At 66.3% G+C, this 11,985-nt stretch carries 11 protein-coding genes; 10 read left to right on the top strand and 1 reads right to left on the bottom strand.

The window, feature by feature from the left end; genetic code table 11:
- The 10 genes from V7Q81_RS11350 to V7Q81_RS11305 form a co-directional block, all read left to right on the top strand.
- Positions 1-202 (top strand): ArsR/SmtB family transcription factor (locus tag V7Q81_RS11350; protein WP_333843331.1); only part of this gene is annotated, 202 nt, incomplete at its 5' end.
- Positions 203-222: 20 nt separating this feature from the next.
- Complete coding sequence (locus tag V7Q81_RS11345) at positions 223-480, top strand: YgaP family membrane protein (protein WP_333843333.1); 258 nt, start codon at positions 223-225, stop codon at positions 478-480.
- Between the two features lie 22 nt (positions 481-502).
- Positions 503-1,585, top strand: coding sequence for an efflux RND transporter periplasmic adaptor subunit (locus V7Q81_RS11340; RefSeq protein ID WP_333843328.1), 1,083 nt, complete (start codon positions 503-505; stop codon positions 1,583-1,585).
- On the top strand, positions 1,582-4,806 hold the full coding sequence (locus V7Q81_RS11335; RefSeq protein WP_333843326.1) for an efflux RND transporter permease subunit: 3,225 nt from the start codon (positions 1,582-1,584) through the stop codon (positions 4,804-4,806). The genes V7Q81_RS11340 and V7Q81_RS11335 overlap by 4 nt, the downstream gene beginning before the upstream one ends.
- A 382-nt stretch (positions 4,807-5,188) precedes the next feature.
- A complete protein-coding gene (locus tag V7Q81_RS11330; RefSeq protein ID WP_333843324.1) occupies positions 5,189-5,866 on the top strand; it encodes a nitrate reductase in 678 nt (225 codons plus the stop codon).
- Positions 5,863-7,212: a (Fe-S)-binding protein gene (locus tag V7Q81_RS11325; protein ID WP_333843322.1), complete on the top strand. Its 1,350-nt coding sequence runs from the start codon at positions 5,863-5,865 to the stop codon at positions 7,210-7,212. Before V7Q81_RS11330 ends, V7Q81_RS11325 begins: the two co-directional genes overlap by 4 nt.
- A gap of 117 nt (positions 7,213-7,329) precedes the next feature.
- Entirely contained in the window at positions 7,330-8,403 is a 1,074-nt protein-coding gene (locus tag V7Q81_RS11320; RefSeq protein WP_333843319.1) for an NAD(P)-dependent alcohol dehydrogenase, read from the top strand.
- A 223-nt stretch (positions 8,404-8,626) separates the two neighbouring features.
- On the top strand, positions 8,627-9,100 hold the full coding sequence (locus tag V7Q81_RS11315) for a CBS domain-containing protein (protein WP_333843317.1): 474 nt from the start codon (positions 8,627-8,629) through the stop codon (positions 9,098-9,100).
- 17 nt (positions 9,101-9,117) lie between these two features.
- Positions 9,118-9,549, top strand: coding sequence for a universal stress protein (locus V7Q81_RS11310; RefSeq protein WP_333843314.1), 432 nt, complete (start codon positions 9,118-9,120; stop codon positions 9,547-9,549).
- A 53-nt stretch (positions 9,550-9,602) separates the two neighbouring features.
- Positions 9,603-9,830, top strand: a complete 228-nt coding sequence (locus tag V7Q81_RS11305; protein ID WP_333843312.1) for a hypothetical protein — start codon at positions 9,603-9,605, stop codon at positions 9,828-9,830.
- Between the two features lie 388 nt (positions 9,831-10,218).
- Here V7Q81_RS11305 and V7Q81_RS11300 read toward each other — a convergent pair whose 3' ends face one another.
- On the bottom strand, positions 10,219-11,013 hold the full coding sequence (locus tag V7Q81_RS11300) for a class I SAM-dependent methyltransferase (RefSeq protein ID WP_333843309.1): 795 nt from the start codon (positions 11,011-11,013) through the stop codon (positions 10,219-10,221).
- Between the last annotated feature and the right edge of the window lie 972 nt (positions 11,014-11,985).

Genomic DNA, 11,985 nt, shown 5'->3' with positions numbered 1-11,985 from the left:
GAACGAGCGCATTGCCTTGTCTCAGTCTGCCCTGTCCCAGCACCTGGCCGTGCTGCGGGAAGAGGGGCTGCTCAACGCCCGGCGCGAGGCTCAGACTATTTATTACTCGGTGCGTCCTGGCCCTGCGCTGGACATCATCCGGGTGCTGCACGGCCATTACTGCACCGTTGCACGATCCCGATTGCGAAAGAGAGGTGTTTGACCATGGAAAAGCAAGCCGCCATGACTCCAGGTTCCGAGACTCTGAATGCCACCGGCAGCAATGTGGACAAGCTGGTGTTCCGATTCGCCGGAGCGTTCATCCTCGCCTCGCTGGCGCTTTCCCAGCTGCACAGTCCCCACTGGCTGTGGTTGACCGCTTTCGTCGGCGCCAACATGTTGCAAGCCTCGTTCACCGGTTTCTGTCCCCTGGCGGCGCTGCTCGCCAGGCTGGGGGTGAAGCCCGGCGCGGCCTTCTGCCCGACGAAGCGCTCGGCCTGAGTGACAACCGGAGTAGACCCTCGTGACCATTTCCCGCATCGCGTTGCTGCTGCTGGCGGCTTCCCTTACCGCCTGCTCGGAGGCGCCCTCGCCCGTGGACAAGCCGCCGGTTGCCGCGCCAACCCTGGAGACGGTCACCCTGAAGCCTGCGCCCGTGGCGCGGGAGACCGTGTTCGACGGTGTGGTGGAGGCAGTCAACCAGGCGACCGTCTCGGCCCAGACCAGCGGGCGCGTGGTGGAGATGCCCTTCGACGTAGGCGACTACGTGGAAAAAGGGGAGGTCATCGTGCGGCTGCGGGACACCGAACAGCGGGCGCGTCTCACCAACGCTGAGGCCGCTCTGGCCGAAGCGCAAGCGCGCCTGGGGGAAGCCCAGCGAAATTACGAGCGCATGAAGGATCTGTATGACAAGCGCTTCATCGCCAAGGCCCAGTTCGACCGGGCGGAGGCGGAGCTGCGCTCGGCGCAGGCGCGGGTGACGGCGGCCGAGGCCGCGATTAAAGAGGCCCGGGAAGGCCTGGATTACACGGTAGTGCGGGCCCCCTACAGCGGCATCGTGGTACGGCGGGACGTGAAGCTGGGCGAATCGGTGGCGCCCGGCCAGCCCCTCATGACCGGCTTGTCCCTGGAGCACCTGCGGGTGGTGGTGGACATCCCCCAGCAGCACATCGGGCCCCTGCGCAGGCACCGCAAGGCGCGGGCCATCCTGCCCAGCGGAAAGAGCGTGGAGGTGGCTGAACTGCGCATTCCGCCCGCGGCCGATCCCACCACTCACACCTTCCGGGTGCTGGCCTCCCTGCCGGCGGGTGAGCAGGGCGCCAACGGCAGCGTCCTTCCGGGCACCCTGGTGAAGGTTGCCTTCGTGAGCGGGGAGCAAGAGCGTCTGCTGCTGCCGCCTCAGGCCATCGTCCGCCGCAGTGAGGTGACGGCGGTGTACGTGGTGGACGAGGCCGGCCGGGTCGCCTTCCGCTATGTCCGCGTCGGCACGCCGGCCGGCGACGGACGCGTGCCAGTGCTGGCGGGGCTCAAGCCCGGTGAGAAAGTGGCAATCGACCCCATCGCCGCCGGCATCGCCTACAAGCGCCAGCACGGGGGCGGGGCATGACGGACGGGCCCCGGCTGGGCATCTCAGGCCTCATCGCCCGGACGTTTCTGGCGACCGAGATCACGCCCCTCCTCGCCCTGACGGGCTTGCTCATGGGGTTGTTTGCGGTGCTGGTTACACCCCGGGAAGAAGAGCCCCAGATCAACGTCACTTTCGCCAACGTCTTCATCCCTTATCCCGGCGCTTCGGCCAAGGAGGTGGAATCCCTGGTGACTACCCCGGCCGAGCAAGTGGTCTCCGAGATCGAAGGCGTGGAGCACGTGTACTCGGCCTCCATGCCGGGGCTCGCGGTGCTCACCGTGCGCTTTCGGGTGGGCGAGCCGCGCACGGACGCCATCGTGCGGCTGTACAACGCCTTTTTTTCCAACCAAGACTGGCTTCCGCCAGGCATCGGAATCGGCCCCCCCCTCATCAAACCCAAGGGCATCGACGACGTGCCGATTCTCGCCGCCACCCTGTGGAGCGAGGACCCGGCCATCGGCGCCGACGAGCTGCTGCGCGTCGCCCATGCCGTGCAGTCGGAACTGCAGCGAGTGCCCGGCACCCGGGACATCGACGTGATCGGTGGCCCCGATCGGGTGGTGCGGGTGCGCTTCGACCCGCGGCGGCTCGCCGCCTACGGCCTGTCATTGGACGATCTGCGCCGGGCCCTCGGCACGGCCAACGCTTCCCGGGACGCGGGCTCCCTCGTGGAGGACGGTCAGGACATCCTGGTGCAGGCAGGCACCTTCCTCGGCAGGCCCGAGGAGGTGGCGGACCTGGTGGTAGGCTTGCACCAAGGGGCGCCGGTATTCCTGCGAGACGTGGCGCAAGTCGCCCTCGGACCCGACGAGCCGGAGCGCTATGTCACTTTTGGCGTGGGCCCGGCGGCCGCATCCAAGGGGCTGCCGCCCACCGGCCACCATCCGGCAGTCACCATCGCCGTCTCCAAGAAACCGGGCGAAAACGCGGTGACCGTCGCCGAAGCGCTGATCCAGCGCTTCGAGCAGCTGAAGGGCATCTACTTCCCTGACGGCGTGCGGGCGACCATCACCCGCAACTACGGGGAAACTGCTTCCGACAAGGCGCGGACGCTGATCCAGAAGCTCGTCTTCGCCACCGTCTCGGTGGTGGTGTTGGTGCTGTTCGCTCTGGGCCGGCGCGAGGCGGTGGTGGTGGGCGCGGCGGTCATCGTCACGCTGGCGATCACCCTGTTCGCTTCCTGGGCCTGGGGCTTCACTCTCAACCGGGTGTCCCTGTTCGCCCTGATCTTCTCCATCGGCATCCTGGTGGACGACGCCATCGTGGTGGTGGAGAACATCCACCGCCACATGGCCCAGGGGGGCAAGTCGCTCACCGAGGCCATTCCCCTCGCGGTGGATGAGGTGGGCGGACCCACCATCCTTGCTACCTTTACCGTCATCGCCGCTCTGCTGCCCATGGCCTTCGTCACCGGCCTGATGGGCCCCTACATGCGGCCTATCCCCATCAACGCCTCCACCGGCATGCTGATCTCCCTGGCGGTGGCGTTCGTGTTTACCCCCTGGCTGTACCGGCGGCTGTTCCTCAAGGTGGAGGCCCACGGCCCGGCGCCAGGGGAGGAGCGGGTCGCGCGGCTGCTGCATACCTTCTTCGCCCGCGTCATGACCCCCTTCCTTCGGCAGCAGGCGGGCCGCCGCAACCGCTGGTTACTGTTGGCGGTACTCCTCGCCCTGATCGCGGGCTCCCTGTCCCTGGTAGCCCTGCAGGCGGTCATCATGAAGATGCTGCCCTTCGACAACAAGAGCGAGTTCCAGGTATTGGTGGACATGCCGGAAGGTACTCCCCTAGAGGAGACCCAGCGGGTACTGGACGCCCTCGCGGCCCAGGTGGCAACGGTGCCAGAAGTGACCGACTACCAGATCTACGCGGGCTCGTCCGCTCCGATCAACTTCAACGGCTTGGTGCGCCAGTATTACCTGCGCCAGGCACCCCACCAGGGCGACATCCAAGTCAACCTGGTGGACCGGCGGCATCGGGAGCGTAAAAGCCACGAGATCGCCGCCGCGATGCGCGCGCCCTTGCAGCGCATCGGCCGGGAGCTCGGCGCCACGGTGCGCATCGTCGAGGTGCCGCCGGGTCCGCCGGTGCTGGCGCCCCTGGTGGCAGAGATCTATGGGCTCGACTACACGCGTCAGCTGGACGTGGCGCGCCAAGTGCGCGCGGTGTTCGAGGCGACGCCCGACGTGGTGGACGTGGACGACACGCTGGAGGCGCCCCAGACGAAGCTAGTGGTGGCGGTGGATCGGGCCCGCGCCGCCAGGCTGGGAGTCACCCAGGACAGCGTGGCCGCAGCCGTGGCGGCAGCGATCCGCGGCGAGGACATCTCCTTTCTGCACAGCGAGCACGCCCGGGTGCCCGTTCCCGTGCGCCTGGAGCTGGACCCTGGCGACAAGGCGGACGTGGAAGCGCTCAGGGCCCTGCGGGTGCGGGCCCAGAGCGGCGCCCTGGTCCCCTTGTCGGAAATCGCCGAGATTCGGCAAAGCGAGCGGGAGCAGACCATCTACCACAAGGATCTGCTGCCCGTGGTCTACGTCACCGGCGATGTGGCCGGCCGCACCGACAGCCCCATGTACGGGCTGCGCGCGATCGCTGCGCGCCTCGCCGAAACCCCCATCGACGGGGCGCCGATCAAGCAGTTCCTGGTCCGTCAGCCGGAGAATCCCTATGAGTGGAGCATGAAGTGGGATGGGGAATGGCAGGTGACCTACGAGACCTTCCGCGACATGGGGATCGCCTATTCGGTGGGACTGGTCCTCATCTATTTGCTGGTGGTGGCTCAGTTCCGCTCCTACGGCGTGCCCCTCATCATCATGGCGCCGATCCCTCTCACCCTGATCGGCATCATGCCCGGTCACGCGCTCCTGGGGCAGCAGTTCACCGCCCCCTCCATGATCGGTATGATCGCCCTCGCTGGCATCATCGTGCGCAATTCCATCCTCCTGGTGGACTTCATCCAGCAGGAGGTACGGGCCGGAAAGCCCTTGCAGGAGGCCACCATCTCGGCTGCCGCGGTGCGTTCACGCCCTATCGCCCTCACGGCCCTCGCCGCCATGCTGGGCGCCTTCTTCATCCTGGACGATCCGATCTTCGGCGGACTTGCCGTGTCCCTGATCTTCGGGATCTTCGTTTCCACGGTGCTCACCCTGCTAGTCATTCCTGTGGTGTTTTACCACTATCACTGGCGTAGATTTCCCGATTGATGGTCCGCTCGGGGGCGCTCTCCCCTTCGAGCGCTGCCTCGAGCGGTTTGAGGGTTCCCGTGCACTGACCGGCAATGGCCGGACGGACATTCCGCGGACAATGGAGTGCAGCGCGAGGGCAGTCCATGTCGCCGAGGCGTGGGCGTGACCCCTCGGGCGATCGCGGGGGTTTGATATACGTCAAAAACGCGCTCGTGCCCCAGGGGGACAATGGTTTTCGCCGTCATCTGGAAACACAGGACGAGACTAGACGGCGAGGCGGCGGGGGTGTGCGCGATACGCCCCGCCGGGGCGCCCGCAGGCGCGCTTGCTGAGCCGCCCGCCGCGCGCCATCCGCCCCTCTGGGAGACTCCCGGAACCCACGTGACCACAGGTCTGAACCATGGAACTGCTCGAATTCGCCCGCGGTCCGGGACTCGCCCTGGCCCTGACCCTGTTCCTGGGGGGCACCGCCTGGCGGTTGATCGCCTTCTTGCGCTTTCCGGTCAAACCGGACTATTCGGAGCCCCGCAGCAGCGCCACGGGGCGCGGGGCGCTGCGGGCCATCGTTGCGCGGATGGTTCCCCACGCAGCGTTCCGCGAGCGGACCTTGGCCTCGATGGTCCACGCCTACGGCTATCACTTGGGTCTGGCCGTGGTGTTCTTTGGCTACAGGCCCCACATCGCCTTCATCCGACGGCTGACAGGCCTCTCCTGGCCTGCGGTGCCCGGCTGGCTGTTTGCCCTTGCTGTCGCGTTCACCTTCGTCGGGCTGCTCTACGCCCTCTTCGCGCGGCTCTCCTCGCCCGTGCTGCGCCTGCTGTCTAGCTTCGATGATTATTTCAGCTGGCTCGTGACCCTGCTTCCCATGCTGACTGGCATGGCCCTCATCAGCCTGCCCATTGAGACCGGGGTCTATCCCGCTTCGCCCGCCCATCCGGTATGGGTGGCGATGCACCTATTGTCACTGGAGCTGCTGTTGGCCTGGTTGCCGTTCGGTAAGCTGAGGCACGCGTTCCTCGTGTTCTTCTCCCGGGGCACGACGGGGGCGGCCTTCGCCCGCAGAGGAGCCGAGCGATGAGCGGCGCCGACCTCCATCCCATCGATCTCGAGTCGCCGCGCTTTTCCATCAAAAAGCCCCAGATGAGGTTTGACCGGCAGGGGGACAGAACGGACGACGAGCGCCTCGCGGCGGCAAGGCGGGCTTTCGCCCGGGACTTCGGGCGCGCCGCGGCGATTTACCTGGAAGCCTGCATCCGCTGCGGTCAATGCGCCGAAGCATGCCATTTTTATGTGACGACCGGCGATCCCTGCTACACCCCCATCCGGAAGCTCGCGCCTTTCCAGGAGATCTACCGACGCGAAATGGGCCCCTTTGCATGGTTCTACCGGCTGCTACGCCTCGGACCGGAGGTCACTGCTGCTCAGCTGGAGGAATGGCAGGCGCTCATCTACGACGCCTGCACCCTGTGCGGACGCTGCACCCTGATCTGTCCCATGGGCATCGACATCGCCGCACTGGTAGCGCGTGCGCGCCATGCCATGTTCGCGGCGGGTCTGGTGCCCCACGAATTGTGGGCGGTGGCGGAGCGGGCCGAGCGGGAGGGCAGCCCCCTCGGCGCAACGCCGACGGTGCTCAAGGAGCGGATCGCCTGGCTTGCCGAGGAGAACGAGGTGGACATCCCCCTCGACCGGGAACGTGCCGACATCCTGGCGACCCTCTCTTCTATCGAGATCATGAAATATCCCCAGTCGATCGTGGCCCTCGCCAGGGTGCTCAACCGGCTCGGGGAGTCCTGGACCCTGTCCACTCAGGGATACGAGGCCACCAATTTCGGCATGTTGTCGGGAAACACGGCCTGGCAAAGGGACATGAGCATGAAGCTCATCGAAGCCGCGCTCGCCTGCGGGGCGAAGACGCTCATCCTGCCCGAGTGCGGCCATGCCTACGAGGCATTGCGCTGGGAAGGCGCCAACATGTACGGGCGGCCCTTGCCTTTCCAGGTGCTACATATTTCCGAGTACCTGGCTACGGCGGTACGGGAGGGGCGCCTCAAGCTCAAGCCCCTCGGCAAATCGGTCACCTTCCACGACCCCTGCCAGGTCTCGCGCCGCGGCGGCGCTACCCAGGCGCCCCGGGAAGTGCTGCGCGCTCTGGGAGCGGAGCTCCGGGAAACGCAGGACAGCGGCGCCCTCAATTGGTGTTGCGGTGGCGGCGGAGGCGTGGTCACCATCCACCGGGCCGATCCCCTGCGCTACCGCGCCTTCGAAATCAAGATGGCCCAGATCGATGCCCGGAACCCGGAGGTCCTGACCACCTCCTGCAGCAACTGCCGCCAGAGCTTTGACGACGGCCGGGCGCATTTCCGCTGGGACCGCCGTATGGGCAGCCTGCTGGAGCTGGTGGCCGAGCAGTTGGCGGATTAGGCCTTTATCGATCGCGGGCGGCGTGCAGATCGCGCAGCCGAAACGCTCCGTTTCTCTAGGGACCGCTCGTGTACCTGACTCGATTTCATCGTCGCCACACACCGAAAGGAAAGCGCCATGCCGAAGATGAAAGCCGCAATTTTCGTGGAGCCCGGACGCATCGTCCTGGACGAAAAGCCGATACCCGACGTGGGTCCGCTCGATGCCCTCGTGCGCATCACCATGACGACCATCTGCGGCACCGACGTGCATATCCTGAAGGGCGAGTACCCTGTCCCGAAAGGGTTGACGATCGGGCACGAGCCGGTAGGCGTGATCGAGAAACTCGGCTCCGAGGTAAAGGGTTACTGGGAGGGGCAGCGCGTGGTCGCGGGAGCGATCACGCCGAGCGGGCACAGCAACGCATGCCTCAGCGGTTGCTGGGCCCAGGACGGCGTTGGCACCGCCCATGGCTGGAAGCCGATCGGCGGCTGGAAGTTCGGCAACACGATCGACGGCTGTCAGGCGGAATACGTGCGGGTACCCGACGCGATGGCCAATCTCGCCCCGATCCCGGACGGGCTTGAGGACGAACAGGTGTTGATGTGCCCGGACATCATGTCGACCGGATTCGGCGGTGCGGAAAGCGGCGGCATCCGGATCGGGGACGCCGTGGCGGTATTCGCCCAGGGTCCAATCGGCTTGTGCGCCACGGCGGGCGCGAAGCTTTGCGGCGCCACTACCATCATCGCTGTAGACAAGGTGCCCGAACGGCTGGCGGCGGCGCGCCGTCTGGGCGCCGATCACGTGATCGATTTTTCATCAGCCGATCCGGTCCAGGAGATCATGCGCTTGACGGACGGAAGGGGCGTCGACGTGGCGATCGAAGCGTTGGGTACCCAGAAGACCTTCGAATCGTGCCTTCGGGTGCTCAGGCCCGGCGGCACCCTCTCGAGCCTCGGGGTGTACTCGAGCGATCTGACCATCCCGCTCGACGCGTTCGCCGCCGGCCTCGGCGACCATCGCATCGTCACTACCCTATGCCCAGGTGGCAAGGAGCGCATGCGCCGCCTGATGTCGGTCATCGCCTCTGGCCGGGTCGACCTGCGCCCAATGGTCACGCACCGCTTCAAACTGGACCAGATCGAACAGGCTTATGACCTGTTCGCAAACCAAAGGGACGGCGTGCTCAAGGTGGCGATCACGCCGTGAGCGGGAGCCCACGCGCCCGGTAAAGCACCCGGGTGGCGCGCGTCGGATCACCCAAGGGAATGGGCGGGGGTGGCTTGGGCGCAAGGCGCGGCGGCCGCGGTGTTTGATTTACGTCAAAGCCGGAGGCGACGGGCGAGTTCATGATGATAAAAGATGAGAGGCTTCCAGCGACGGCCGCGGCAGTGGGATGCGCTGGCTGGCGCCGGTGCGAGAGAGGGATAGCATGACGATCGGCGAGCTGTGCAAGAAACAAGTGGTGACCATCGAGCGCAAGGCCACGGTGCAGGAAGCGGCGCGCCTGATGCGCTTGCGACACGTGGGCGACGTGGTGGTCGTGGATGAGGCCGATCCCCGGGTACCGCGGGGGATGCTCACCGACCGGGACGTGGTGGTGGAGGTCATTGGGCAAGGCATAAACCCGGCCGACGTACCTGTGGAAAGCGTGATGAGCAGCCCTCCGGTCTGCGTCTACGAGGAGGACGGGCTCATCGCCACGCTGGACAAGATGTGCGCCTCTGGCGTGCGCCGGGTACCGGTCGTGGACCGGCACGGACACTTGACCGGCCTGGTGTCGGTGGACGACCTGGTGCCGCTGCTCGCTCGGGAGCTGGCCAAGATCGGCGCCCTGATCCGGCGCGAGCAGGCAACCGAAGTGCGCAAGACCGAGGACACGTTCCAGGACGAGTTCGCCACCTGAGGGGTAGGGAAGGAATCATGTACAAGCACATGCTGGTGCCGGTAGACGGTAGCGCGCCTTCCAACCGGGCTCTCGAGGAGGCGCTGAAGCTCGCGAAGGCGCAGGGGGCTCGGGTGCGCCTGGTCCACGTGCTGGAGCCGTTGCATAACCTGGTGATCGAAGGCTATGGCGATCTGGTGGGCGCGGTGCGAGCTGAGGCCGAGCGGATACTGGCGGAAGCTGCCGCGCGGGCCCAAGCAGCGGGCGTGGAGGCGAGCACCGCCCTCATCGAAGCCGATGGGCGGCGCGTCGCTGCCGCCATCGTGGACGAAGCGCTCCGCTCGGGTGCCGACCTCATCGTCATGGGGACTCACGGCCACCAGGGCTTCGAGCATCTGCTGCTGGGCAGCGTGGCGGAAGGGGTCATGCGGCGCGCGACGGTGCCGGTCCTGCTGGTGCGCGCCCGCTGACTTTGCACCCCGAGGTGCAGCAAATCCATGGAGAGTGACGGAGGCCATCCCTCATGATGGAGCCAGCACCGCGGCGCGACCGCGAGCCCCACAGCTACACGGTGATCGTGAAACTCAAGTCCAAAGGAGGCAGCGTCCCGGACACTACCCTGGCCTATACGACGCTCGCCACCAGCGCCGCCGAGGCGGAAGAGGCCGTCGTGGCACGTCATCACAAGGACTGGGAAGCCCATTATCTGTTCGATGGGGTGGAGGCGGCTTTCCCCACTGCGGCGATGTAGCGCACGGGCAACGAAGCGCGCCTGGAGCACACTCTCAGCCTCAGCGGATTGGCGATACGGTTCATCTCTCGGGCTTTCTTTGCCCCACCCGGGCACCTCCGGATCCGGGCCGAGCGCGGCCCGTTTCGACGGCTGGTGATCGACTGACTGGTGGTATGAGCCCACAGAGAGAGAGGTTGCCGCGTGGAGCCACGGCTCGATTTCGAGCCGTGGCTCCTTCCCGACCGGACGGTCCGTGCCTTGCTTGGCGCGATCAGCCGGCGCGTGATGGAAGCGTTCGGAGCGTGAGCGCGTGGGTCGATCGGCTAGCGGCCCGCGGCTTGAGCGTAAAAATCTTTCCGCGGGGGATCAGGCTATAGGAAATCTTCTTACCCCCTTGGCGGATCGTTCAGGGCGTAGATCCTGGCCGAGCGGCCGCCACATAGCGGAAGCGGTTGTCGAGCCGAATCCGGCCTCCATGGCGAACGAAGGGCGCCACGGCGCTCGCGACGGCGCTCTTCAGCCGCTCCTCGCCCACCAACCGGATCGCTGCCTGGAGGGGCCCGGCCGAGCCCTGGGCGCGCCACAAGTGCTCGAAGTCCATGTACTCGAACGGGCACTCGGTCTCTCCCCTGTCGATGACCTCTAGCCCCGCTTCCTCTACCAGCTGCTCCAGGAGGCCCGGGCTGGACAAGGCGAAGGGCCCTTCCCCCGGCGGGGGCGCGGGGAGTGCGGCGAGAACGGCTTCGAACAGGTAGCGCATGTCACACTGCTGCGGCTGTCCCCAAACGCCGATCACCACGCGTCCGCCGGGAGCGGTTACCCGAGCGAGCTCGCTCAAGGCTGCGGAGGGCGAGGCGGCGAACATCAAGGAGTTCGCGGCAAAGCTCACGTCGAAGCGGTCAGCCGCGAAGGGTAGGGCTTCCAGATCGCCCACGTGGAATTGCTCTCGAGGAAGCCGCTCCCGGGCGATGGCGATCAAGGCGTGGGAGGCGTCCAGCCCCACCACCCGGGCACCACGCTCGGCGGCCAGCAGACTCGCGCCTCCAGCCCCACAACCGGCGTCGAGAAAATGCGTGCCTTCTCCGACTCGAGCTGCGGCGAGCATCGCCTCCCACAGCGGCCGGGCCGTGCCCTCTTGGAGCTCTGCCCAGTCCCTGGCCCGCGCTCCCCAAAGCTCGCCTTGTACCGCGGACGATCCCATGGCTGCACTCCCCGGTGCTGTTCTCTCCTGGAGGTAGTATAGCGAGCTAGCGCCGCTAGAGCGCCTGCCGCCGCTTCGTGAACCTATGCATCTTCTTCGAAAACCCTACGCGTTGCTTGACGCAACAGTAGGACGTTCTACACTGACGCGGTATATCGGAATAGGCAGAAGCGGCTGTGCAACGGGTCAACTTGCGCAAAGCTAACCCGCGTTTGTCCCAATACATCGCAGCGGGGGCGCGTGGAGAGGAGATCCGCATTACTCGGCGGGTGAAATCTAGCGCCAAGCTAGTCAAGGTGACGCACGAGCTCTCCGCCGAACAACAGGCCGCCTGGGATGAACCCTCGCTGAATTGAGGAGGGGTCTTTCGCTAGATGGCGAGAAGTTCGGCCGGGAAGCCGGCCATGAGTGCTGAGCGCATCCGCCTGGAGCGTGCGGGTCGACGCCATGGGCGGGTGCTCGAACGGAGGCAGTGGGCTGTACGACCCGAGGAGAGGCTGACGCTTCAATCGTTGTGGCAGCTCTTCCATGCTCTGACTCGAAAAGGCAAAGCCTGATGGAAGAAGCTCAGGCCGAGGCTTAGTTTCCGGTGGCTTGCGCAAAGCCTTCCGCCTCGGCGCGAGCCGCGGCAGCCGTTCGATTGCGGCGCTCGGTGCTCTGCGACGCGATGCTTCGAGCGGCGGCCTGGGAAGCCTGGGCGAGGCTCTTCCTTTCGGAAGACTTCCAGGACGGCCAGGTGCTCGATGGGATGAGATTCGCTAGCCCATTCGCTGCGGAAGATCGCAGTGTGCTGCCCGGGCTGCCTGAGGGGTCACGAACGGGTTTTAGGAAAGGGAGAGGAACCCATGCCGAGAACAGCGCCTTTTGAAGCCCACCATGAGCGCTACGAGGCGTGGTTCGAGAAACATCGGGCTGCTTATGTTTCGGAGCTGCTCGCGCTTCGCCCCTTCGTGCCGTGGGAGGGCCGGGGGC

It is taken from the genome of Pelomicrobium sp., from assembly GCF_036803785.1.
Classification (GTDB): Bacteria; Pseudomonadota; Gammaproteobacteria; order Burkholderiales; family UBA6910; genus Pelomicrobium.
This window is presented reverse-complemented; position numbering and strand designations above follow the sequence as displayed.